This is a genomic window from Arthrobacter sp. Marseille-P9274, assembly GCF_946892675.1.
In the GTDB taxonomy this organism is placed as follows: domain Bacteria; phylum Actinomycetota; class Actinomycetes; order Actinomycetales; family Micrococcaceae; genus Crystallibacter.
This window is the reverse complement of record NZ_CAMPOV010000001.1, coordinates 755,910-782,108: the sequence shown is the minus strand read 5'-3', so window position 1 is coordinate 782,108 and position 26,199 is coordinate 755,910. Positions and strand designations below refer to the sequence as shown.

Below are 26,199 nucleotides of genomic sequence, written 5' to 3'. Positions count from 1 at the left end.
GGCCCAAAGTCAGAGGTGCCTCATGACGTTGGGCTGTGCAAGCGTTGCGGCTGCCGCGGCGGAGTCTTTCGTCCGGATCGACAAGGTTCTGACAGCAAGATCTAGAGGCAACGCTGCAGAGAACTTGAGACCTTCAACGGCGTCAGGCGCTATCGCAGGGAAGGCGTCGTGCACGCGACTTGATGCCGCGCGCACCTGATCCAGTGGTACCCAGGAGGGCAGGCGGATCTTGCTGTTATCGGCTTTGCAGTCTTCGATGTTTAGTGCGGCGAGAATTGTGAGATTTGCCTTTAGACCTGCCCAAGTCCAGACGCGCTGCTCCTTATCGCCTCTTTCAACAACTATCCCGGCCTCATCAACGGAATTGCTGCCTTCGTCCCTGATTTCTGCCAGGTGTTGAACGGCCCGCTTCGAGAGCTGGATATCCGGCGTGGCGCCCAACAGGACCTTACGCATAGCTTGCATCAGTTCGAACGACTGAGGGACCGGGTCGCTTTCCCACTTCGAGCGGCCTTTCTCCTTCAATTCACTGACACGGACGATGTGCTTATCCCACTCGACGGCCTCCACACACCACGACCGGCCTGACAGGAGGAGCTTTAGGCCTTCGCCGTTGGTATTGCGCTGTGCCAGCGTCAGGGGAGAGACAGACCCAATCTCCCGTTGACCGGCGATGACTCGGAGCTCAGGAGCGGCAGTGAACGCGCTGAGGACGTCCATAAAGTGCCGCCGGCCGAATTTCTTCTCCGCTTCAGGACCTATGAACAACATCCCCCCGTCGGTTTCCAGGTATCCCGCACTTCGGAGGTACTCCAGGATCTCTGTGGCTTGCTCCATGACCGGTAAGGATCCCCACCACTGGGCCCAGCGATTAGCGCCAACCTGGCTTTCCTGAAGGGCTAAGGCCAGCAGTTGCTGAGCAGCTATATGGTTGGGCGACGGCGGGGGGAGAACCGGTTCAACAAAGCCTTGCGACCACAGATGCAGAATGGCAGCAGCACGCAACAGTGACTCATGGGTGGTTGTCAGGAACAGCGTGTTGCGTGTGGTGCCCGTTCTACGGCCTGTCCGTCCCAAACGTTGCAGGAACGAAGATACTGTCCACGTCGAATCGATCTGAATGACCCGGTCCAGATCACCCACATCGATTCCCAGTTCCATCGTTGAAGTAGACACGATGACACAATCCCTCGACTCGGCAAAGGCGCTTTCACTGATCCTGCGTTCATCCGCCGATAGGGATGCATGAGATACGAATGTTGTGACGTTCCGCTGCCGGAGTGCATAAGCGAGTTCTTCTGCATCTGAACGCGAGGAGCAGAACGCAAGACGCTTTTCACCCCGGTGCAGTCTGGAGATTACTTCAGCTGCATTGTCGAGCGTACCGACATAGTCAAGGACTATTTCCGGCATCAGGGCACTCGCGATTGGATCCTCGACGATAACTCTCGACGGCCGGCCGTTGTCAACGCCGGATCCTTGCAGCCAGCGAAGGATGCTGTCCGGATTGCCGAGCGTTGCGGAAAGGCCAATACGCTGAAGTGGTTTGTCAGCGAGGCGCTGAATACGCTCCAGGACGGCGAGCAGATGCCAACCACGGTCATCTCCGGCGAACGCATGGACTTCGTCGATGACGACGGCCCGTAAGTTCGAGAACAGGGCTCGGTGATCCACCCTCCGCGACACCAGCATGGCTTCGAGCGACTCAGGAGTAGTCAGAAGGACCTCAGGCGGGTCATTGAGCATCCGGCGGCGTAGGGTAGGCCCGACGTCGCCGTGCCACAAGCCGACGCGGTGCCCGGTCCAGGCAGCGTAGGCCTCAAGCCGCGGATGAAGATTGTTTAGCAGTGCACGCAACGGCGTGATGTAAAGAATGCAAAGCCCGCGCCAGCTTTCCTCGACCACTTGGGACAACAACGGAAAGAACGCGGCCTCGGTCTTGCCGCCGGCGGTAGGAGCCAGGAGCAAGCAGTCATCGCCTGAGCGTATCGGCTCGACGGCAGCCTGTTGGAGAGGCCTCAGCGCCGGCCATCCGAGCGAATTGACAACGTGGTACTCGACGGCTTCGTTTAGGCCGGTTCCTGACACTACAGATTCAACTCCACGTCATCCACGGAACCAGGAGACAGCGTATTTCCAAGCCTAGTTACGGCCGCTTCCTCATCCGTCAGCTCTCGAGAAGACACTGTGAGCGAGTAGTCTTTCCTAGGATCGAAATCCGCAAATTGATCAACTCTGTCCAGTACGTCTGCCACAAGTTTTTTGACGAACAGGCGTGGTGCCACGCCGGCTTTGCCACCCAGTTCACCGGCAACCGCTCGCGATAGGTCAGAGATGTACTTGTCATCCACAATCGCGGAGATGCGCGGTGAGGTTCCGGATCCGGACGCATAGATGTCTCTAACTTTGATCCCAAGCCCTGTGAGGGAGTCGAGATTGAACCCTGGAAGCCGAATCTGTGGAGCACGAGGGTTGTCAAAGCGTGCATCAGTGGAGAAATCCACGGCGAGCCGCTGAGCTAGGGGCGGCAGCCGCTGCATGCCCTGGGAACCATCGAAGAATGCGGGGGTGCCAGTGATGACCAGATACAGCCCGGGAAATTTTCCGGCATCGATCTCATCAACAAGCTGGCGGAGAGCGTTGAGGGATTTTTCCCGTACATCAGAGCGGACCCTTTGAAGGGTTTCCACCTCATCCAAGACCAAGATCAAGCCCTTGTACTCGCTATCCCGCAGGATTGTCAGCAGGCCCTGCAGAGAACCGAGTGCTCCGAAATGATCCAGTTCTCCACGTATGCCCGCAGCTCGCCGGACTGAAGCCGCAACATGGGGCTGGCCGCCGAGCCAGGCGAGAAGTCCTTCCGCCTGCAGCTGATCCCCGTCAAGCATGGCCTGGTGGTATCCACGAAGAACCGTGGCGAATGCCGGTGCGGTACGTACAACGGAGTCGAGCCTGCGTTCCATGAGAGTGAGCACCGCTGCGTTAAAGGCCGAATGATTAGCACGATCACCGCCGGAAGCTTCAACATCCTGTTCCAAGGTGAAGAACCACCCATCGACGACGTCGCGCAGGGCACTAGGAGCGAATTCGGATGTCGCGAGATTCTCCGTGACTCTGCGGTAGATGGTTTCAAGCCGGTGCAGAGGTGTTTCGGTCTCCGAAATCTGGACCTCGGCGGAGGCGAAACCCAGTTTCTTTCCTTTTTCTATGAGCCAGCGCGAGAAAAAAGTCTTACCTGACCCGTACTCGCCCCGAACCGCTTTGAAGACGCTTCCTCCCGAAGCGACCATGCCGAGTTCGTCTGCTGTGGCTTCCTCGAAACGCCCCAGGCCGACGGCAAGGACATCCAGACCTTGCTGAGGGACTGTGCCCCGACGGAGGGCATCCACGACTTCACGGCGGCGGCGCCCACTGATTTCAAGCACTTTGGTGGTCCAGTTCAAACTGCTCGGACAGCAGTTTCAGATCAAGAAGAACAGTCACGCCGTCGCTGTCCTGCGAAAGCACCGGGTACCCTTCCACGTTCAGCAGTCGCTTCAAAGCGGCGAGTTCTGAATTCATCTGTGCAGAGCTGACACTTGAGGCTTGTGCCAGGGTGTCTTTGTGGACACGACCCCGATACTCGACCAGCACTTGAAGGATTGCCTGCACCCGACCCGGGGTCAACGCGCGCCGGCCGGCGCGTTCGCTTTGCTCATGGTAGATGGTACTGGCCAGAACAGATTCCGCAATGGACATTTCTGCACCAACAGGTGCTCGAACTGCCGGCGGGTGTTCCAGCTCAAACAGAGTATCCGGCATTTGTTCAAGGCTTGGACTAGCCGTCTGCTTCTTCTTGCGCGCGGACTTCTGTTCCCTCCGGCCACCAGGCACTGGCTCGGCGGCGATGACGCGTTCGTTCCACCAAACGGGAGCCTGTGGCGGTGCAGGGGCCCATCCCGCGGGGCTGGGCCAGCCAGGCCTGCTGAACACCAGTAGTGGAATCGCCATCTCTGCCAGACTTGCACCACCGTGGTAGCCCGCCTGCAGGTTTCCATAGCGTATGTCTTCCAGCCAAGGCAGTACCGCTTTCCCTCCGGGGGCTAGAACCCGGAGGCCTTCGAAGAGTATCTCTCCGTCTGAGGGAGGCCCGGACGTCTCCGGACGCCAGCGCGTGCCTGCACCGGGCACCGGCCTCGATGTACTTCCACGCTCCACGACATGGCCATGATCGGAGGTGAGGATCACTGTCCGGCCATGCTCCAAGGCCGAATCAAATAGCTCACGCAGATACTGAATGTTTTCAAGTCTCCACTGAGTGCCGCCCGGGTCATGCTTGGCGAGAGTATCGTCAATGGTATTAAGAACGACGGCGACCAAGGGCTGGTGCTGATCTGCTAGCGCAGCACTCAGTTCGGTCGAAAGCCGCTGGCCGGCCGGCGCCCGGAGGTCGTTCTTGTGGAATAGCGGTCCATTGAAAAGGGCCTTTTCGTCGGATTGCTGACCAGCCTTCAGGTACCCGGCGAAGAGTGAAGTTCGCGAGTATGTCGTCACGGTAGGAAATACTGCGAGGGCCGCCATTCGTTGAGCGGCGCCCCCATTAGCAACCCGGACCTGTTCTTGCCATCCTCGGGCGGCCGCACCCTCTGCTATTTCCGTGGCATTTGACGCACTCATACCGTCCAGGACTATCAGCAGCGAACGCGACTTCAGGGGACGCACTACGTCCTCAAGTACCGATTCGATGCAGGGAACCGACTGCATGGATGTACCGGCGCCGGCCTGGGTCCACTTTGAAGCCTGGGCAGCAGCTACTCCATCTCGGGATGCGCGCCGGGCCGCCGCCTGATCGGCGAGCTTGTTATACGAGACCGAAATGGACTCATGAACCGAACCGGACCAAACTGCCGACCGGGCACGGTCTATCCAGGCGCCATCCGTCATTTGAAGGGATAGCGACTCCTCCAGAGATGCAGTCGGCTTCTCAACCCGTGTAAGCCACCGGCCTACGCGGACGGCCATCTGGGCAGCCACAATCTCGGGATTAGTTGGTTCGGCCTTGTGATGTCCAAGAATCTCCCGAAGAGCTCCTTCGGCGGCGAGGACATTTTCGGTGCGTACGTTGTCAGTATCCAGAGCTTGCCCCAGCATACGGAGACGCGCGGCGAGGCCTTGCGGCAGGATTGAAGAACGCTCTGCGCCTTCGGCCCAGCCCAGGTCGTTCAGCAGTTCCTCGGCCTGGGTCAAGACCTGCATGAGCTGCGGTGTATCGTTCAAACCCCTTCGGAGCACCATTGCGATAGCTGAGTCGGCTAGTCGTCGGGCCGCGCCTGCGTTTATCGGACCGTTTCCGAATCTTTCTACCCGGGTCCGGGCGGCCACTTGGTTAGGCTCGGCAGAACCAGAAATATCAGGCCATAGGACATCGAAGGCAAGCCCGAACGCCAATGTGGAAATGGGCGACTCTGAGGCAAGAGTCAACGCCAAGCTCGCAGCGGTACCGAGTACATCCGAGGTCCATGCAATCAATTCCTGCCTGAGTTCGAGAGGAGCGTTTCGCCAGGCAGACCTTGAGGATGGGTTATCTAGAATTTCAAGAAGCCGCACTTCGTCCAGATCAGGCCCGGTACTTCCAAGGACCGAGGACAGAAGAGCAAACAGCACGACGTCGCCGGTGAGCGAGCCGTTTGGCACCTGAGGCCATCCCGAAGCAGGTCTTCTTTCGAGAAGCGCCGCGGGCACCCAGTTCCCACGTTGGGTCAGACTCCGGTCCAAGGCGGTCGCCCCAAACAGGGACGGTACTGCGCTCCACTGGTCCAGAATTTCCACTGACTGGTTACGCGTATGCACCATAACTGCGTCGCCGAGATCGGCTGCAGACATGTCCGTCAGGAGGATCAGAAACTCGTCCTCTGATACGTCCACGATGGCTTCAATGGCGGCGAGCTGGGAGCTCACCGGCTGAACATGGACGGCAGTTCCTCCAACGTCCATAACCGGTTCGCCCTCCCACCGCGGCAGGGCCTGGAGGACCTGAAGTCGCGCCGACTTCTGCTCCACCAACCGTTTGGCATATTCACGAACCAGAGCCGTGGACGCCGTCGGCAGCATCGTCGATTCCATCATTCGAGCCACCACTTTATGCGAAGCTTCTTGCCGGGGTTGTTCGTTAGGGTTTGCTGCACCCGATTTTGCAGCGCTTGAAAATCTGATTGCAGATTATCGACATCAATCGTCAACTCGATCTCATCTACGGTCTCTGCGCCGTACCCATCGACAGGAGGGGTGGGCCCCAATGGTTCCTGCCCGCCAGTGTCTGGTTGTTTAGGAGGCTGGGGGCGCCTCGACGTTCCGAGGATGAGCGATAAGGCGTCCTCTTTTGCTTTTTTGAGTCGGGGGGCCAACTGAATGTGTAGCTCTTCTGCCTTGGCGCCTTCGGCCAACGTCTGTCGAACGTTTGCTGCACTGGAGGACTCCATGCTGTGCAGCTTTTCCAGGACGTTCCAATCTGCACCTTCCAGCGCAGCCAGAACTTGCGACGAAGTCACGAGAGATTTCACGAAGGCTTCGGGCTCCTGCGGAAGGTCGAACTCAGCCAGAACCGTAATTAGCAGAGCGTCGTCCGCTTCCGCAGAAAGAGCGCCAGCCAACTCCGCTGCGCGCTTGGCAGTCACGAAACGAGATGAATCGTCGGGAATTCCCAATATCTCTTTGTGTAGATGCAAAGCACCAACAAGCCGCTTCGAAGGGTCCATCAATGTCCGGGCTTTTTCCCGGACTGCCCGCGCCGTCCGTAAGACGCTTTGGGTGCTTAGGCGAGGTTCGCCCTGCACGCCGAAAAGCGATTGGGCTCGTTTAGAAGCAATAGCCCAGTCTTCCTCGGCGGGCAGCTCAGGAACGCGAAGGGCCATGTCGTCAGTTAGAGAGCCGACTGCGGGCACCGCGACGAGGGGCGCCGATGCACGCAGCCACTGCCTGTCCTCCAGCATGGACCACACGAGAATTAGAACGTCCTCGACTTCGCGGGTCATACCGAAGACTTCAAGCTCATCGCGGAGATCCCGGATATAGACGTCGCTTGTGGCACCTGCCGTCCAGCGGGTGAAGCCTTCCCTCCAGCCAAAGTTGGCTGCGCTCAACGAGTAGACGCTTTCGCGCGGCTCTCCGAGTTGCAGCGGAGCGGCTACCCGATGCAGGACGGCGGCCTTGCTCCGGTCGATTCCCTCAATGCGACCACCAGCGCTGATGGCCTTTTCGGCCAGGTCGACGACTGTGGCCAGGTCTGCTTTCCGGACTTCTGTTTCACTTGGCTCAAACTTGGGGTGCTTGGGATACAACTCGTCCTGCCCTTGCGCCAGCGCTTTGTTCAGGGCGTTTTTCAGGTCTGCAGCCACCGGCGGATGGATGTTCAGCCCGGGGACCAGGGTGGAAAAGACTTCGTTCACCTGGATGACAACGTCTACGTCATCCTTTTTCGCCGTATCGACGCCGTAGGCCTGCCGAAGTGCTTCCTGCAGTCTGGAACGCAAATTGGTCCTTTGACTTTCCAGTTGCCGGCGCGCCAGGGGACGGTCGGCGGGTGCTAGTCCTGTCGCGTTCTGTTCGAACTGTTCGCCCGAGCCTTTTAGCAGATGCTCCAGCAGAACCAACTGTCCGACATCGTTCATCCGCGCTGCGGTCAGGAAGTGCGGAACCCAGGCCAGCGTCTTGCTATCCAGGCCACCGTCGCGGAGTTTTGCCAGTCTGTTCAGGTCTTCTTGGGCGCCATGGTCCTCGGAATCAAAGGGATAATCGATGACCACCTTCCAGCGATTTCCGTCAGCCCTGAGGGCGTCGTCCGGCACCTCGGCAGTGTCCCGGATGTTGCCAAAAATCACGTCAACGGTGATTTTTTGGCCCCGCCACACTAAGGTATGTTCCCGGTGGGACATGAGTCCCACGGCCTCGGGAATGCCCAGGGAGGCGCTGATCAAGGAACGGATCAGGGTGCGGCGGGCATTTGGCGTGTCTTCGCCTTGGACCCGCTCGACGATGGCATCAGAATCCACGCCGGTCAGGCTGACGCTAATGACGGGATCGGCCGTCGAACCTTCCAACGTGACTTCGCCGAACTCTTTAGCCCAGTCACGCACGTGTTGCAGGACGGTCTGGCTTTCCTGGCCCGGGATAAATGACCTGATGGTGCCGAAGTTGAGCGCCGCGAGTTTGGCGGCGGTGAGGTTTTGCAGGGAAACGGCGCCGGGGGCAATCTCGGCAACCAGCAGGGTACGGGCGAGTCGGTCCTCGGTACGGAAGACGTGGTCCCGTGACAGCCCGTGTGTTGAAGACTCCTCCAGCCCGTGTTTTCTAAGCAGGTAGGGGCGCATCTTCTGCATGTAGAAAGTCGCCGCAATCTCGAAACGCTTCTTCATGTCTGAGGTCAGGGGCTTGGCCTGCCCTAGCACGATGAGCTCGAAAACATCCCCAACAGGCACAACGTCAGTCACCCGCAGCTCGTCGCGGCCGGCGCTGAGCAGTTCACCCAGGATTTTCAGCGCGGTCCGCTCCCGCTGCATGATCGCAGAGAGCGCCACAAGTGCATCAATCAGGGCAGGCGAAAACGGGTACACGAGTTCGAAATCGGTTTCGTTGGAGCCTGCTTCGTCGGCCAAAAGATGCCGCATGGCGCCCGGGTTGCTTTTCACCGAAGCGGTAGCTGCACTTAGAGCCTGCCGTCCGTCATCAGTCTTTGGCTGCAACAACCGCTGATGCACAATGCGAGGCAGATCAGCAGCTTCGAGGGTAATAGCCTCAAACCGGTCTTCCCACCACTGGAAGCTTTGGCCGATGGCTTCGCGTTCGGCGCCAATTGCCGTGCCGCCCAAGAAGTCCTTCAGGTCACGCTGCCTGGCGACGAACGACACTAGTGGCAGAGCTAATGAACTCGCGCCGGTCTCCACCAGCTTGGCAACCTTGGAGGTCTCGGACTGGATAAACGAGGTGTCGCCGAGGTGTTGGGCGAGCCAGAGGACCAGTTCGTCCAGGAAGAGTATGACGCCCTCGTACCCAAGACCCTGAGCGTGCAGGGTCATGGCCTGGAGTCCGTCAGTGATGTCCAGCCAGTCGCCGGTCTTGGTGTAGCTGCGGAACATCGTGGACGTCAACGCCTGGACAAGACGTGTTCTTTCACCGCCGGCGACAGGTTCCCGGATCGCTGCGTCAAAGGTGGCTGAATCCCACGCTGCGGCAAAGGCTCCCCAGCCCGAGGATGAGCTGCTGGCCTCATTGAGCTTTTTGAAGAACGCATCATCGCCCAGGATTTCCCGGGTCTCAACAGCGTCTTCAAATAGGCGGCTGCTTTGGTGAAGAACGGCGGGAGCAGCATCGGGACGCTCTCGAGCAACCGTGTCCAGATAGCCCTTGAAAAGCGCACTCTCGAAGCTTTCGGCTCCCAGCAAGTGGTAGTCAACAGCCAGGAGCTTCTTCTGCAACGTTGCCTCATGCTTGGCGACGGCCGCCTGCAGATTCTTGAGCTGACGAGCTCTTGTGTTCCCTGCCAGCAGCAGATGAAGAACGGCCATGAAATGGCTCTTACCCGAACCGAACGAACCATGGACGAAAGCGCCCTTGCTTCTCCCGTCGGCCAGAGTCCGACCTACCAAACCAAGGGCCTCGTCAAAGGAGCGTGCGAGCGAATCCGTAATGACATATTCGCCGATCGTCCGGTCTGCTGCCTCAACGCCGTTGTGGAGCTGCAGGACAAAGTCCGAGGCGTCTACGCGTTCCGGGATGTCCAATGCATCTTTAAGCATCATTGCGTCTACCCCGTTCATGCGTTTTCCCCTTCCTTCACCTGTGCACTCTTGCGGCGGCGTCCCGTCGCGGTTGCTGGCGCCCTCCATGACTTGAGGTCTTCACGCGTCAGCCCGAGTCGCAGCAGGTACTGATCCAATAGTCCTGAGATAGCGGCAGCTGGGCTCCCGCCGATAGCTGGGTCCATCTCGGCATGCCACTGAGCAACCCAGGATTCGAGTTCCTCCAAGCCAGCCAGGAGCGGGACCATGTCATCTTTTGATGCGCCGCTGGCATCCTGCTCAGTCAGCGTCCGGGCGAGCGCCAGTGCAGCTTCCGCATGGTTCCAACCGGCCCAGCCGAAAATTTGTGAGCCGTCTCCCGGCCGGTGGACATTTGGATAGCTGATGAAGCGTTCCTTAGGCACATCCAGTTTTCCACGGGCCTGCCAATATGTCGTCTTCAGGAAATCCGTTGGCTTGTACTTTGGCGGCACCGGAATCTCGACTTTGTCCCCGGCGTCCTCGCGGCGTTGGAGAGCCCAGACATGCTGCCAGTCGCGGAACTTTGTCAGTCCCGATTCTTTGTACCGGAATTGCGCGACGAACGGCACCGCTTCATCGGTTATGAGCGACGTTAGCGCGGGCACCAGATCGATGTCCGCTGTTCCGGTGAGGACCTGCAGGGCCTGTGTTAGTTTGGCGTCGCCCTTGACGGCATCAGCCAGCTGAGCCACGGTGCGGTGAACAGGACCTTGGCCGTCTTGCCAGTACTTGGGGTCTTCCAGTCGATCTCGAACAAAGTCCGTTAGCGCGTCACGCTGCTGTGCTTCCCACGGGACACTTGCCCAGCGGCGCTTGAATTCGGGCCGTTCCAGCAAGGCAATATCGGGGTTGCTTCCGATCAGATCCAGACGCTTTTGAACCAGCACATGGTAGTCCTCCGGCCACTCAGCCGGAATATCGGTGCGAGGCGAAGAGCTGTGGCGGTCAAACCAGGCTGATTCTTCCTGACCTTTCGCCATGTTCCGGGCCAGATGAATTTCGAAGGCCCGTTCGCCCAGGTTCAGCTCAGCAAGACTTTGGCCGTGATAAGTGAGGTCCTCCTCTACCAACCCGTACGACTTGTAAACTTTCCAATCCAGCTCTTCCTGTAGGAAGACCATTCGGGCACGCAATTTTTCCGAAAGTTCTCTGCCCTCTGCGAGCAGAATGGCCAGGGTGTCTGTGACCGTTCCATCTCCAAAGGCCTTGACGATAGCACCCGGGAGAGCATTGGTCAGGGCAGTAGAAGCTCCGTCTATTTGCTCAGGTAGGTTGGCATTCAAAACGCTGGGCAAAGGAAAACTTTGGAGCTTGGTGCCGGTAAACTCATAGAAGTCTTCCCATGGAACCTGGGTCTGCCGAGCGCCCTTCGTGTCAACCGTGCTGCCCTTGTTATGGCAAACCTGCTTGAGCCAGAAGCAGGCCGTGGAGGAGTTGAGGACCCCGAGAAGCTTCAGATGATCCTCCTCAGTAGCGTCGGCCGGCAGCTTGATGACGGGGGCGGAACGGTTAAACACCTTCCCACCGCGGTCGAGCACGAAGTGATTGTGGGTGGCAACGAAAGCAAACGTAATTGACATCGGTTGGACATGACGTTTAGCGAAATACATTGCGTGGTCGAACCAGCGGAGCCCTCGTTGTTCGGGAGTCTGTCCAAAATAGATTCTCTTGGCCAGCTGTGAGCGAAGAGGCCAGAACCATTGCGCTAGCTCAGAAGTAGGTTCTAGTGGGGTACCAGTAATAGTGACTGGAAGTAGCGTCCGTTCTTCGGTATCGATTCTGTAGTCTCGAACGCGGTCGCCTTCAACGAAAACTGGGGCATGAGCGATCCATCCAAGCCGTCTTGCAACTCGTTGAGGGACAGTAAAGGCGTCGTCTTCGCCGGTTAGATCCGTGAGACCAATGTCCACACCTTCGGAAGCAAGCCTCATTTTGCCAAATGCATCAAGAGCCTGCTTTAGGTCGCCAGCTCCACCTCCCGAAAGTGACCAAGGATGTGTGGCAAAGACTTCCCGTGGGGGCGTTGCTACAGTGACGTAAGATCCATTGTGTTGCGTAGCTCCGATGTTTTCGACAATTTCTGACCAGACCAACCCTTTAGCGGGATTCGCTGGCTGGCCCGGTTCACCACGGACACCCAGAACGGCACGGACAGTATCAGCCACAGGATGGCGTCGTCGGCCAACGAGGATGACGGTAGGCGTTCCGTGACCGGGAATGTACGCGCCCGAGGTATCAATAATCGCAGTCAGATCGACGGGGTTTGAAATTGACTTTCCGGACAACAGATCCTGAATGACCTTCTTGCCAAATTCGCGCTTCATAAACGAGTTCGACGTAATCTGGCCAACATACCCTGCTGCTGACTCTGCCGTACCACGGATGGCCAGTCGGAAGAACAGCTCCATGAACGGGACAGACAGGGCGTACTTACCTGCGCACGTCTCGTACGCTGCCCTGTACCACTCGTTGAGGGCCTTGTCCTTCACCGTGATGTAGGGAGGGTTTCCGACGACGACGTGGTACTGATCCGGCCGCAGAATATCCCCGTACTCGCTGACATCTTCTGCCGCATAGGAGAACTCGGAATCTTCGGCAAACAGGTCTCCCTGCCGGCCCTGCGCGCCAATCAGCGAATCGCCGACGGCCAGATGGTAGCCAAAGGCAGGTGCGCTGGTCAGGGTTTTCTCTCCGATGGTCTTCAGCGCGGCAACTGTCAAGCGGAACCTTGAAATGGCGACGGCGAAGGGGTTGAGGTCGATCCCGTGAATGGAATCGAGGGCCTTCTGTACGCGTTCACGCTGACCGATGCCGGGAGCGAATTCCGTCCATTCCCTGTTGAGGCGCTCAAACGCGCCGAGGAGAAAGTGGCCGCTGCCGCAGGTCGGGTCGATGAGTTTGAGCCCGTCCAACCCGAACTCCGCGATGGCCGGAGTCAACGTTTGGTCGAGGATGAACTCCTCCACAAAATCCGGGGTCTGAAGCAGGGCGAATGTCTTCTTCGCATACTCGGACAGATCTTGATAGAGATCCCCGAGGAACCGCGTTTCCAAGTCCGGATCACGGAAGTCGTGGACCAGCCGGCCGTCGTCGTGGGTTGCCCGCCAGAAATTCAGAAGGTTTCTGGCCGCTTCGGAACTGATAGGCGCATTCCAGACTGCATTGTGCCGCCGGTCAACTAGAGCTCGTCCGGCCGGCAGATCAGCCAGGACGCCGAAGGCCTCGCGGAGCCAATCACGGGCATTCGAGGTTGGATGTTCCACGAAGAACGCCGTTTCAGCCTCGACCGCACGGTTCAGGGCCGTGTCATTTCCTGCTATCCAATGGGAGGGCAGCAACCTGTTGTCTTCACAGAAACGGATAAAGGTCGAGGCAACGATCCAGGCAACTGAAGCCTGCGAAACTTCGCCTTCCAGCCAGTCCGAGAATGTCCGTGCCGTGCGACCCTTTCGCGTGGCTTCCGCGTGCTGGTTCTTCAGTGCATCTGACCAGAGCAGCGACTCCTCGCCGGACGGACGAGTCGCCTCGGCTCGCAAGTCCGCCTCCAGAAGCTTGAGCTGTTTCTTCAAATCGGCCAGCAAAAGCTTGGAGTCGATCATGCGGTTTCCTTCCGTGATGAGTTGAGGTCGTTGGTTGTGAGCAGATCAGAAAGATTACGCGGCATGTCGATCCACCCGTCCGGGCCCATGGGTACCGGCTTGCCATCTACCTTGGGTGTCTCGTCGTACCCTCGCCGGTGGGCTAGAATCCAACGGGCCGCAGGGCGTTGGTGCGAGAGATCCAAAAGTTTGGAGACGTCGGGACCGAAGCCATAGCGGATCAATGGACCAATATTGGTCAAGAGCACCGGACCGGGTACCTGCATCATCTCACCCCACATCGGGCGGATTGCTGCCTGCGCCAATCGGGTGAGGTTGGTAAAGTCGCCCGATGACTTCGGCTCGGAGTCAGAGCGGAGCACCAGTTCCCAGCTGACATCTGCTTGCCTGGCAGTGGATTTGATTACGCGGAGCACCTCTGCGGCAATATCGATCCGTTTCACCCCAAAGCGCTGGGCGAGCGTGGAAGCAGCTTTGAGGTAGTCCCGCGGATGTGCAGCGAGTGTCAATGCAGACTTCCGGTCCAGCGAGTCCCGCAACCTCCGCTCCAGTTCGGAAACCGATCCTGAAGCAATGAAGGTGTAGGTGGAGGAGCCTGCGACCGAAGTCTGGCCGTGCTTGTCAACGACGGTATAGCGGTTCTGGTCCCATCGCATATCCGGCAAGGCACGTTGGACCAACTTATCCAGCCCGGGCCGTTTGGGGATTTCCGTGATGAGGGGGAACCTTGAGGTGACCCGTCGTCTCAGGCCGGGCTCGGAGAGCTCCCGCACCACTGCTTCCCGCAGTGCAATGACTACTGCCTCCTCGGCAGGAAGGCTGACCTCATACAGCTCACCTCGGCCGGACAGCGCGGTGCGGCTCGAGGCTGCGACGGCCAGCCGAATGATTCGCTCGTCAGTCAGCGAGAGGCCGTGGTCTTCGATGGAACGCAGAGCGGATCGTGCCGTTGCCCCCGCGACAAGCGGGATTTCTGCGTCTTTGACCACCATTACGAGTTCATCCGCTTTGGAGCCGAGCTGCTGGGCATAGTCGAGGAGGTGATCAGGGTCCAGCCGGAACTTTTCCACTGCCGCCATAGCAGCCACCACGACCCGGCCGGTTTGCCGATCCCGCCTGATGTAAAGCTGTGGATCGGTGGAGCGAAGATCAGTTTCATAGGCAGCGCGGACCAGCCCGGCAGCCAAGCGCGCACGGCCTGAACCGATCGCGGACGAACCGTGTCGAGCCAACAGTGCAGCGGCAACCTCTGAAAGTTCTGCCACACCGCCTTCAGCGGAAATGATTTCGGATATTTCGTCAACGACAGCAGGCAGGTCTTTGCGTCCAGACCAGCGTTTGGCTGCTCCGTCCACCAACTGGGAAATACGGCTGCTTGTAACTCCGACCTCATTCGCCAGGTCCTTGACCGTCGGCCAATGCGTGTCGGTGACTACCAAATCATCCAAGGCTCCAGAGGGCCGAGCAGTCGGAATGCCGAGCAACAACCGTTGGGTAAAGACATCTGCCGCGTTGACCTTGGTTGGTGTAGGAACGAGCGACTGCAGCAGGGTTTCGATGCTCCGGTCTTCACCTGCGGGTTGCCTGTGCTGATGGCCAGTTGTTCCAGCAGACAATAGGCGTGATCTCCAGGCACGGATACGGCGCTGAATTTCTTTTCTCGTTTGCTCGCCCTGGCCCCTGATCGAGTTAATGATCATCGGTGAGGTGCCGAGTAGTTCGCCGACTGTACTGACGTCCAGCCTAGAGGCCGCGGAGAGCGCCCGAGCCGAGAGGCCCGATTGGGGGAGAGGAGTGTCGAGTGTCGCCGCCTCTGCAAGGCGGTCCAACGACGGATTGTCTGGCTCCTCCTCGCCACTTGGTCCTGCCAGGTTTTTGAAGTTCTCCCTCCAAGCGAGGGCCAGTGATTCGAGATCCGGGAATCGCTTTAACGAATCCGGGTTCAGGGCCTTCGTGAAGAACTGCCCGAGATTCTTGGCCACCGAGGCTTCGAATAGGCTGTCTGCCACGACGACGGTGTCTGTGGCAGACGCCGGCGAGGCGTCACCCTCCGACCACCACGGCATGGTCGCCGTTGCCATTTCAAACAGCGTGACCGCAACCGAATAAAGCTCGGCGGCTTTATCGTACTGGCGCCTCCGGCCTTGCCCCAGGAACGGATCGAGATAACCCCGCGTACCCGAATCGATGGCAGTCAGAGGTTCGCGCGCCAGCGAGAGGTCAAACAGGACGAGCCTGGGCTTGCGGGTTTTGGAGTCGCGTTTGATGCCGAGGTTGGAAGGCTTGATATCCCGATGGAAGATCCCGGCCGCGTCAAGGTGGGCCACCGCATCGAACAGATCGGAAGCATAGGATTCCAGCTGCTCGATGGTTGCGCGACCCTCGGCCTCGATCCGAGAGGCCAGGGTTTCAGCCCCTGCGTCGCTCAAGATCAAAGCCGTCTTGCCATCTACATGAATGGGCCCTTCGATCAGCTTAACGATCCGCGGGCTGTCAAGAGCTTGGATGACTTCGGCTTCGACGCGGAGTCGGGATGCTGCCGAATCATCCTTGGCTACCTTGAGGATGACGCCTTCGCGTTCTGTCGCATAGTCATCCACTTCGAAGGCGACACCTGTGGAACCGCTGCCGCGTCGGGCCTTGACTTCGAACCGGTCGCCAATGATGCTGCCGCGGCCTGCATCGAGTGGATTGGGGGCCACCGGCTTTTCGCCGGGTTCGGGAGCCGTGAATTTCTCGATCGCTTCGTCAAGCTGCTGCAAGAAGATATCGATGCTAGCCGTTCGATCACTTTCGACGGCCCGGGTTGCGTTGTATACGACGTCGACGAACGGCTCCGCAATGTCGTTGTGGCTGGCCAGACTCAAGCCGCCCTGTTCGCTGAGCGTTTTCTCCAGCTCGGCCATTGTGGCAGCGGGCGCCTTACTGCCGAGGATGAGATATGCAAGCGCACCCAGGCCGTAGACGTCGAGGGGTACGTCTGGCAGGTCCTGACCCCCGCGCAAAGTTTCGGGAGCCAGATAGGTCCAGGAGCCCTGGCTGATGAGGTCTTTGGGTGCCTGGGTTCCCATGGACGTCATCGTGTAGGTCGCAGTGGCTGTGGCGGTGCTGCGTGACTTGGATCCGGTGTACCAGTCCCGGATTTTCGTACGGAGAGAGGTCCCGCCCCGGCGGACAAAGACCTGTTTGGGGGTCAGCGTGCGGTGGCGCAGGTGGCGCCGGTGGGCAAATCTCAGGGTCTCGCCGATGTTTCGGATGAGATTCAGCCGATCATCGAAACCGAGAGAGGCACCGTCCGAGACGAGGAAGTCCTCCAGGGACTGCTCGCCGTCGTCGTAAGAAAACACCAGAGCTGGCCCGGCAGCGTCATTGAGGAATTCCATCGGAGTTACGATGCCCTCATGCACAATGCCCTGGGTCATTTTGACCTCGCGGCGCGCAGACTGTTCGATTTCTGCCCGTGCTGCAGCTGATGAACCTGGCGCGATGTCAAACAGGCGGATACGCCGGTATACGCCGGGCAAATCCGGGTGGCCGGCCTTTAGGTCCTGCCAGCTGGGCCCCTCGCCTAGGGGGTCGGCCTTGTCGATTGAATACTGACCGACAAATCTTGTCTTGGGAGTCGGTTTGAGCCCTGAGGCTTCAAGGAGCGCGCGGATTTGCTTACACCGTTGCAAGTCAACGAGCGCCTTTTCGTCGAGGACAGGTGCCTTGAGGAAATCAGAGAACGATTTCCCGTGAAGTCCTTTGACGCTGTAGCCATCCAAGGCAAAGACGCCGGTTTGGCCTAGTTCATCCAGCTTTATCTGGGAATCCTGTCCGTGGAACACAACTAGGGCTTTGACGAACGGGACTGTCTTCTGTGCACTCGAGGGCGCCTTCATTTTGAGCAGCCCTGCGAGCCTCTTGGCCTTGGCCTCGGTAAGGATGTAGGGATTGCGTTCGTAACGGCGGACACCGTTGGGCGCAATGTGCTGCCAGTTCTGCTGGTTCCCGGAAATCGTTCCATGCCAGCCCTTGAGCTCGACGACGAACAGACCCTGCTTGGTCAGCAGGAGGACGTCTACTTCATTGGTACGGCCGTCCTGGCTGAGGAATGTGACGTTGGGCCACGCGTAGGTTACGCCGTCGTCCGGAAGGAGCTCACGAAACCGGTCAAGTGCCAACTGCTCTGCCGGCGTCGCCGCTGGACCCATCTCGATCCAATGATTTGAACCAGCTTTCATAGGTCCCCCTCCCTATTCTTAGATTGCGGATCGCAATGCTCCTTGCTTCGAGCACTATGAGCCACGGCATCTAGCTTAAACGATGTTGAACGAAGATTGATGCCGCCGTTCTGCTACGGCTGACCGCCGGCGCACAGGATCTGGATGACCGGGAACATCAGCTCCGCTCGAGCAATCAGGAACCGCTCATAATCCTTGGCGACCTGGTCGCCGTCGTACTCGCTATAAGGTCCTGCCACTGCCAGGTCGTTGTAGGGAATGACATGTGAGGCGAGGCGTGACTGGATCTCCGTCTCGCCCAGCTCCGCCTTGCTTGTCCGGTCTTGGAGGTATTCAAGCGGCGGCTTGCTCGAGATGGTTCGATTGGTGCTCCAAGTAATGAGAGCGCAGTTGAGTGCTCTCATCGACTTGCTTGGCTCCAGGTTGCCGATCTTCGTAAGCAGGGCATCCGGAAAGAGGTGGTGGTACTCCCGGGACTGCAGGTGCGCCGCCGTGACAGTCTGGTCGTCTGCTATATCGCGCGCTCCAGCCCGAAGAGACACTGCGAGGATTCCCCGCGCGAGAATTTCACGTCCTTTAGGCCATCCTGCGGCAACCAAATCCTGAGTGATGGGGAGCGGCGTGACTTCTTCGTCGAAGATGGGGGCAGCGGCCGGGCGTGATTCCCTGACACCTGTCAAGAGCATCTTGAGTCCACGGTAGTCCTGGAGAGCACGGGATCCAGCTGCCTGGTCGTAGCGTCTGGTAAGAAACGCGCGCCACATGTAGGCCCGGATAAGCTGCCTGGCATTTCCAGCTGCATCCAAGGCCTGCGGCAAGTGCTGGTGGATTGCCGCAAGGACGGGCAGCACGACGATGGAAGGCAGCCGCTGCGCATCGAAGACGCGCTCGGACTCAAGGAATTCGATGGCCCACTTGATGCCGGCTACCATGTCGTCCCATTGCTCGCCGACCTCCTTGAGATTGAGCTTTTGGTAGCTTTGCTGGACCGCAGCTCGGTCTGATCGCAGGGCAGCCACATCGAGGGCGAGATTGCCGGCGTCTGCGTAGCGATGCAGCGAAGGAACCTGGGCCCGAAGATCATCCACGAGGTCGTGCAGTGACTGGCCCATCGCCTCTTCCAGCTGTGCTACTACGATGTCGAAGGCACTGAGACGGACGGACGAGGTGTTCATCTTGATGAAGACATCCAGTGCAACGTCCTTTGGCGTTGTCACCGGCAGGCTGAGGAACGGCACGTTGTATGACTTCACGCTTGCCGACAGTTTCGCTATCTTGTCGCTAATCTCCCAGACCATATCGGCGTCGTCGTCGCACGCTTGCCGTGCCCACGCACGAGCCTTTGAAGAATCTTCGTTGAGCAGTTGGAGGGGGATGTATCCGCGGTCCCAAGTGTCAGCAGGATTGTCGCACCAAACCGGGTAAGTAGTGCCACGCCATGTCCAGCGTTTCTGAGCGAGTACGACGGGGACTCTTCCGCCGTGTTCCTCATCCTCCTCGAATCGAAGAAGATACTTGCGGTCCGGATAATTGTCATGGAGTGAGCGCCACAAAGCTGTCAGCCGCTGCTGTCCGTCAAGTAGATGCTCAGTGACTCGTTCTCTAGGGACTGGAGCGCTTTCCAAGGGCCTGCTGACGAACGGCTCTCGGTCGCCGACTTCGAGAATCAGGGTCGCGCCTGAGGGGAGCCCCCGCAGAACAGTCTCGACGAGGCCAGCTACTTCATTGTGGCTCCAGGCCTCGAATCTTTGAAACCGTGGTAGTCGCAACTGTCCCGTCCTGATCCGAGCAAACCAGTCGTCCAGTGACCTGTTACGTGCATCCACTTGTTGCTGCCCCCCGTGCGGTTCATTGACTTAGCTCAAATCAGAGCTTATCGATCCATGTGTCTTCTTCGCGGTTATCCCAAGCGCTGCCGGTTGTGTCCCCGGCTCTCTGCGAATAAGCATCGAGACGGCGCAGAATCGGGCGGACGTCCCTGGCGTAAAGGTCTCTGAGGGAATCTACATGTCGGATGGTGCAGCTAATAACAATCTGCTGGCGTTTCTCCTGGCTTGTGACGCCTGCGCGCTCAAAGGCGGAACGGACTGCTGAGATCTGCTCTCTTGAGATGGGGCGCTCTGCAGAGACGCCGGCATCATGAGGTTCGGCAGAGGGGAGATCAAAAAGGGAATTGTCAGCTTCTTGCATCAGTCCATCATACGAATTCGAAACACAATGCTGCGGAACCAAAGACAATGCCGTGCGTGTAAGAGCTCGTGCCGTACGATCAAGTTCCTTTCGCACGTCCGTGCTTCATCCACCGCTGGCGTCAGTTCCCGCGGTCACTCTAAGGAGTCCCGATCAGTAAGTATTCAGACGTCGAGGAGCCCGCGCTTCTTGCGTACAGACTTGTCAAGTCTCTCGAGGCACAGGGAGCCAGTTTCTACGAAGCTGTTCGCGATATCGCTGTGGAGATGGAGCTCGAGCCCAATGACTTGCGTCGACTAGTCCGCAAAGCTGATGACGTGAGGGCGAAAGCAGCGCGCACGCGAGACGAACTCGAGCGTGAAATCCACGCCATTGAGGCAGGACAGCGATTGGCCCGGTTCGTAACGGTGACACCGGAACTGGCTCAGGCTGTTGCTTTTGCGATGCCAGTTGGGGAACGCATGGTCCTGGCATTCGATTCTCTGGATCTGGGAGAGGACGAGGAGGGGGCGCTGGAAGCTATCGGTCGGGTCTTCGAGCGGTCGGATGAAACTGGGCGGTTGAAAGCCGTGCTGGAGGTATCCCGAGAGATGCAGCTGCAATCTGCAAATGATCTTCGTCATTGGGTGCGCTCGGCGGAAAAACTTGCGGTGGGTTATGCGATGTCTGAGGGGATTGAGGAACATCTCCAAGGTCTATACGAGGTCCGCGCGGAACTCGCATCTTTGGACAAGGATTGGGGCGTTTCCACTTAGGGGATCGCCGCACAATTGATCGCCTTTGGGACTTAAACGTTTAGGTAGAGTCGAGGTAGAATTTGACAGACTATTTTATAGCTGTTGGGGGAATTTCGTGGGGTCAGCGCCAAGTGCCCGATTGAGCACCGATGCTCGCAAAAAGCTTCTTGCCCAAATGCGGGCATGGCGGGAGGACTTGCTGTCAATCGACAGGCGTCAGAAGCTCGTCTACTTTTCACACCCCAAGAGCGGGTCTTTCGAAATCATTGAGCCGGGCATGGTGGGCATTGAACAGTTGGTCCGCACTGGTACCGTCCATTTGCGTGCAGAGGAGTCAGAAGAGGGCGAAGGCGACACTGCAGTCGACCTCGGACTCCCAGCGATCGACGAAAACCGGGTCTTTCGTGTCCGAAGCAAGACAAACCAGCAGATCGTGTCGACGTGTAAGCGGCTGCACCAACGGTCGGAACAGGAGTACGCAGACAAAGGCATCTGGGTTCTTTATCTGGGACTCGGCATGCTTACCTGGGTTGATCCAGCCGACAAAAAGAAGGTCAGTAGCCCACTCCTGATGGTGCCCGTCCGCCTCACCAAGGCCGGGCAGGTGTATGTCCTTGGGCGCACGGACGACGAGCCCTTCCTCAATACCGCTCTGTCGTTGAAGATGAGCCGGGACTTCGGAATTGAGCTGCCGGACTTTGACGACGACGACGTTTCGATCGTCGACGTAGCCGAGCGTGTCTTACAGGCCACGAGCGGCCAGCCGACATGGACAGTGGATTCGCGGGCCATCCTTATGCCCTTCAGCTTCCACAAAGAGGCGATGTATAAGGACCTGGAGCAGAACGAAGACACGATTATCAGCAGCGACCTCATCCAGCTGCTCTCTCTCGGTCCCGAGGCGCCGAGCGCCGGTTCCTTCGCCTATGAGCCACCGTCTGACGAGCAGCTCGATACTGTCATCGCGCCGGAGAATCTCCACAGTATCCTGGACGCAGACGGCAGCCAGCGTCGTTGTGTGATTGCAGCACGCGACGGCAGTAGCTTTGTCATGGATGGTCCTCCTGGTACGGGTAAGAGCCAGACAATCGCCAACATCATTGCTGAGCTAATGGCTACCGGAAAGAGCGTGCTGTTCGTATCCGAGAAAGCAGCGGCCCTTGACGTGGTGCGTGACCGCCTTGCAGCCCGAAACCTGGATCCCTTCCTGCTCGAGCTGCACAGTCACAAGGCAACCCGCAAACAGGTCGTGCAGACCTTACACGCGGAACTACTCAAAAAACCCGTTGCTCGCGAATCGTTCGGAGCCGTGGAGCAGAAACGGCTCGGGCAGACGCGTTCAGAGTTGAGTGCATACGCGCAGGCCATGAACGAGGTTCGTCGACCGCTGGGAAGATCTCTGCATGACGTACTCGGCCGACTGTCCCAGCTCACCGGCGTCGAGAACTATCCCACAGGTGATAAAGATACGTTCTCCGAGCTGAGCGCTGAGCAGCTTGCCATGCTCTTGGAACATGCGATTCAGCTTGCGGGCGTTTGGCGACCCGCCGAAGATGGCGATGCCTTCCTATGGCGCGGACTGCGAGGCGAATTGATGTCGATGAGCGACCGCAAGAATGCCGAGGATGCTGCTCTGGCGGCCGCAAAGGCCGTCAGCGGTGTGGTAGACGCCGCACAGTTTTTCGACTCGTCTCTGCCGTTCAGGGACTTCGATCTGAATGACGACGGACTTCGGCAACGCCTCGAAGTGCTCAAGGTCTATGGCGTAGGACGTTTCGTTCCTGCTTCTTGGTGGACCATTGATCAACTCGATGAGTTGGACCGTCGGGTCATCGAGCTGCGCCGGATCACCAATGAACGGCTAACTGCGATCGAAGAGATTGCCGCGAATTTCGGGGCTGCTTGGAGGTCAGAGGACCGTCAACTTTTCGATGCTCTGGGAAACGCGATGGCCGCGGACCCAAATGTATTCCCCGAAGCATTGGGCGACATGACAGTCGTCGATATCAAAGAAGCCGCAGGCAACCTCCGCGGGCTCATTCAGAATTTTGGTCAGCTGGCCGAGATAGCAGGAAAGCTCGGCAAGCTGTTCAAGGTCGATCCTGACACTGTTTCGATGGGCAGACTGCAAGCTTTGATCGCCCTGGCACGGTTGTCCCAGTCGGGGAATCTGCCGGAGGCCAACTGGTTGAACCCGAGTGTGCAGGGAGCGCTGGATGAGAGCGCCCGAGTCCTCGACAATTTGACCGCCATGGTGCGCGAACGCGAAGAGACTCTGAATTCCGTTTTCAAGCCGGAAGTATTGGACCTCGACTTGGTAGGTCTGAAGGTCCGCTTCGCCGAGCGCAAGGGCTTCAAGGTTTGGAGCAAACAAGCGCGGGAGGACAAGAAGACGCTGCGGGGAGTGACGCAGAGCGGCGGCGCCGGCAAGGAAATCATTGCGAGGTTGGATGAAGCCTTGGCCTGGCAGCAGGCACAACGGGATTTGAGCAGTGGTGAAACGGAGTATTCGCCACGTCTAGGCGAGTATTATCACGGGACCAGTACGGACTTCGGCCGGCTTAGCGCCGCCCTCGAAGTTGCACGGGAAGCTATCCGGTTGGCTGGCCAAGACATTGCGCCAGGCGCTCTGGCTTCTCAAATCGCCAGGGGCACTGAGCCTGAGTTCGACCTCATCCCCACCGCGGACCGTGCTGAAGAGCAACTGAGCAGCGTCCGTGAAGAAGTCCGGTCACTTCTGCATTCCGAGTACGGGAGTGCGCTCTACACTCTGCCGCTGCCCGAGGTCCTGACCCTTCTAGGACAGGTGGCGGAGCGCTTGTCCAACTCCTCAGCGGAACGCGAGCGGTTGGAAGCGATGGGCGGTTCAGGTCTTACACTGCATGCTTGTGTCGAGGGAATCGGCAAGATCGGCATGCTGCATGAACTGGAAGCAGCAGTTGAGGCTGCCGCTACGGATGATGCGGAGCTTATCGGCTCCCGCTACCAGCGGTTCGAGACAGACTGGGACGAGACCGACGCCGACCGGAAATGGTGCCGCGAAGTACGCGACGTCGTGAAGGCGCCGCTGGACGCCACAGCGGTGCCCTTTTTGGAAGAATTCCGTCCGGAGGACCATTCCTTGGTTGGACTTGTGGACACATGGCGGGCCGCGAGGGAAAATCTGCTGGATTTTTTCGCGCCGGTTCAACGGACTGAACTCGAGAACACGCTTAACGAGTCGTTGTCCTCTGCAGATGCGTTGCTCGAGGAGATGGCGGACAGCGCAGCCACGGACATCGACGTCTGGTTCGAATTCAGCCGCCTTACCAACGTCATGGCCAGGGAAGGCATGTCGGACGTCATTCCGGCGTTAGAGGCTAAAGCCGCACCCGCAGCCGAAGTTTGCGACGCCGTCGAACGCGCTGCATTGGAGCCATGGGCCGAATCCGTCATCGGGGTCGACGAACGACTCAAGTCCCACCGTGCCGATAACCGAGATCAGCTAGTTGGCTCATTTCAAGAACTCGACAACCGACTCGTGCAAGAAGCCTTCAGCGCTGTTGTCACTGCCTGCGCAGCACGACGGCCGCGTTCGAACGCAGGTCCGGCCGCAGTCATAGCCCACGAGGCCAATAAGAAGACGAGGCATAAGCCAATTCGGAGGTTACTGGCAGAAACCGCGGGACTCGCACAGGCCTTGAAGCCCTGCTTTATGATGAGTCCGCTCTCGGTCTCACAGTACCTGCCTTCAGAGCTTAAGTTCGACGTCGTTATCTTTGACGAGGCTTCCCAGGTAATGCCGGCGGACGCCGTGAACTGCATCTATCGCGGACGACAGCTGATGGTGGCCGGCGACCAGAAGCAGCTGCCGCCAACTCGTTTCTTCGCCTCCGCTGACGCGGAGAGTGAAGACGAAGAGGCGCCGGACGACTTCGACAGTGTTCTTGACCTCTGCAAGGCATCAGGCTCACTGCCTTCGCTGCCATTGACCTGGCACTACCGGAGCCGGCACGAGGACTTGATCACTTACTCGAACTATAGGTTCTATGAGGGAAAACTAAGCACCTTCCCCGGGGCGACGCATGAGGCCGGCGACCTAGGCGTTCATCACGAATATGTAGCCGACGGAGTCTATCGGCGCGGTGGCGACCGTTCCAACCCCATCGAAGCAGAGAGGGTAGTTGACCGGATCGTCGAGCACCGGCGAAACAACAGCGACCTTTCGCTCGGTGTAGTCACCTTCTCGACAGCGCAGGCAGATGCAGTCTCCGACGCCATTGAGCGGCGTGTGGACACTGAACCGTTGTTGCGTGGTCTGATGGAGGACCACGACCGCTTGCACGGTTTCTTCGTCAAAAACCTCGAATCCGTTCAGGGCGACGAGCGCGACATCATCATCTTCAGCATTGGCTACGGCCCTGATGAGCATGGAAAATTCACGATGATGTTTGGTCCGTTGACTAAGAAGGGCGGCGAACGTCGACTCAACGTTGCCATAACTCGTGCCCGCCGGCGCGTCGAGATTGTCAGTTCCTTCCGCTCGAGCGACATGCAGGAGACAGGCTCGGACGGAAACAGGCATCTGAAGAACTACTTGGATTTCGCTGAACGAGGCCATTCCGCTCTCGCTGAGGATATGTCAGGAAGCGTGGGCGATGTTGAGAGTCCGTTTGAGGAGGAAGTCGTTCGAACCATTCGGTCCTGGGGCTATGGTGCGGTTTCTCAGGTGGGCTCGGCTGGTTACCGCATCGATATCGGGGTACCTCATCCAGACCAGCCAGGCCGCTTCGTGCTCGGCGTGGAATGCGACGGCGCTGCCTACCATTCCGCTAAGACTGCCCGCGACCGAGATCGTTTGCGGGAGTCGGTGCTTCGGGGACTCGGCTGGGAAATCCACAGGATCTGGGGAATCAGCTGGTACCGCGACAGGGCGACGCAGGAGGAACGGTTGAAGGCGGCTATCCAGCAGGCCATTCGAGCTGCCGATCAGCCGAAAACCCAGCCAAAAACGGCCAAGGTCGAGCCGATGGAACAGCTTGAATACCAAGAAGTAGACTTAGAGGCTGCTCCCGAATGGACCGTGCCCTATCGAAAGTACAGTCAGCGCGATGAGTCGTATAGATACGAGCCCGGTAAGGTAGATGCACTCCCTGATCTGATCTCTTACTGCTCCGCTGTGCTCTCTGTCGAGGCCCCTGTGCATGTGGATACCGTGCTGGAACGAGTGAAGGCAGACTGGGGCGTCGGCCGTGCGGGATCGCAGATTCAGAAGAACGTGCGTCAAGCTCTAGGGATGGCGCGCGTCAACGGTTCTAGGGCGAAGGTCTATGCAGACGGATTTGTTAGGGTTCCGGGAGATGAATCAACACCGGTTCGTACACCAGATGACGACGGTGACATCCGCAAAGTGAACCTCATTCCACCGGAAGAGATCGAAGAAGCCGTCGTGAGAGTGGTTGCTGATGCTGTCTTCGCCAATGAGGAACAGATCAAGCAGACCGTTCGGGGTATTTTCGGCTGGAACCGTTCGGGAAACGATATCCAAACTGCGGTCCAAAAAGCACTGTTCAAAGTCGTGAAAAACCGCCGGTGCGTCAAAGACGACAGCGGCAACTACTTTGTAGCCTGAACCGTCACCGGTCAGTCTCGGAATAATGTCGGCGGTCGCCGC

10 protein-coding genes are annotated in these 26,199 nt (G+C 58.6%); 2 read left to right on the top strand and 8 right to left on the bottom strand.

Annotation, left to right across the window (positions count from 1 at the left end):
• Nucleotides 1–9: 9 nt before the first annotated feature.
• From OC550_RS03505 to OC550_RS03470, 8 genes are all read right to left on the bottom strand, one after another.
• Nucleotides 10–2,088: a DEAD/DEAH box helicase gene (locus OC550_RS03505; protein WP_262103919.1), complete on the bottom strand. Its 2,079-nt coding sequence runs from the start codon at nt 2,086–2,088 to the stop codon at nt 10–12.
• The gene (gene brxD / locus OC550_RS03500) at nt 2,088–3,443 is read right to left on the bottom strand and encodes a BREX system ATP-binding protein BrxD (protein WP_262103918.1); all 1,356 of its coding nucleotides are present in this window, start codon (nt 3,441–3,443) and stop codon (nt 2,088–2,090) included. The genes OC550_RS03505 and brxD overlap by 1 nt, the downstream gene beginning before the upstream one ends.
• On the bottom strand, nt 3,418–6,105 hold the full coding sequence (gene pglZ, locus OC550_RS03495; protein ID WP_262103917.1) for a BREX-2 system phosphatase PglZ: 2,688 nt from the start codon (nt 6,103–6,105) through the stop codon (nt 3,418–3,420). Before pglZ ends, brxD begins: the two co-directional genes overlap by 26 nt.
• Complete coding sequence (locus OC550_RS03490; protein ID WP_262103916.1) at nt 6,102–9,791, bottom strand: DUF6079 family protein; 3,690 nt, start codon at nt 9,789–9,791, stop codon at nt 6,102–6,104. The genes pglZ and OC550_RS03490 overlap by 4 nt, the downstream gene beginning before the upstream one ends.
• Complete coding sequence (gene pglX / locus OC550_RS03485) at nt 9,788–13,393, bottom strand: BREX-2 system adenine-specific DNA-methyltransferase PglX (protein ID WP_262103915.1); 3,606 nt, start codon at nt 13,391–13,393, stop codon at nt 9,788–9,790. Before pglX ends, OC550_RS03490 begins: the two co-directional genes overlap by 4 nt.
• Nucleotides 13,390–17,619 (bottom strand): BREX system serine/threonine kinase PglW, encoded by a 4,230-nt coding sequence (pglW, locus tag OC550_RS03480; protein ID WP_262103914.1) that lies wholly within the window; start codon nt 17,617–17,619, stop codon nt 13,390–13,392. Before pglW ends, pglX begins: the two co-directional genes overlap by 4 nt.
• A 113-nt stretch (nt 17,620–17,732) precedes the next feature.
• Complete coding sequence (locus OC550_RS03475) at nt 17,733–19,445, bottom strand: DUF262 domain-containing protein (protein ID WP_262103913.1); 1,713 nt, start codon at nt 19,443–19,445, stop codon at nt 17,733–17,735.
• 40 nt (nt 19,446–19,485) lie between these two features.
• Complete coding sequence (locus OC550_RS03470) at nt 19,486–19,809, bottom strand: hypothetical protein (RefSeq protein ID WP_262103912.1); 324 nt, start codon at nt 19,807–19,809, stop codon at nt 19,486–19,488.
• Between the two features lie 266 nt (nt 19,810–20,075).
• Between OC550_RS03470 and OC550_RS03465 the strand changes: the two genes are divergently transcribed.
• Entirely contained in the window at nt 20,076–20,564 is a 489-nt protein-coding gene (locus OC550_RS03465; protein ID WP_262103911.1) for a hypothetical protein, read from the top strand.
• Nucleotides 20,565–20,685: 121 nt separating this feature from the next.
• Nucleotides 20,686–26,157, top strand: a complete 5,472-nt coding sequence (locus OC550_RS03460) for a DUF3320 domain-containing protein (protein ID WP_262103910.1) — start codon at nt 20,686–20,688, stop codon at nt 26,155–26,157.
• Nucleotides 26,158–26,199 lie beyond the last annotated feature (42 nt).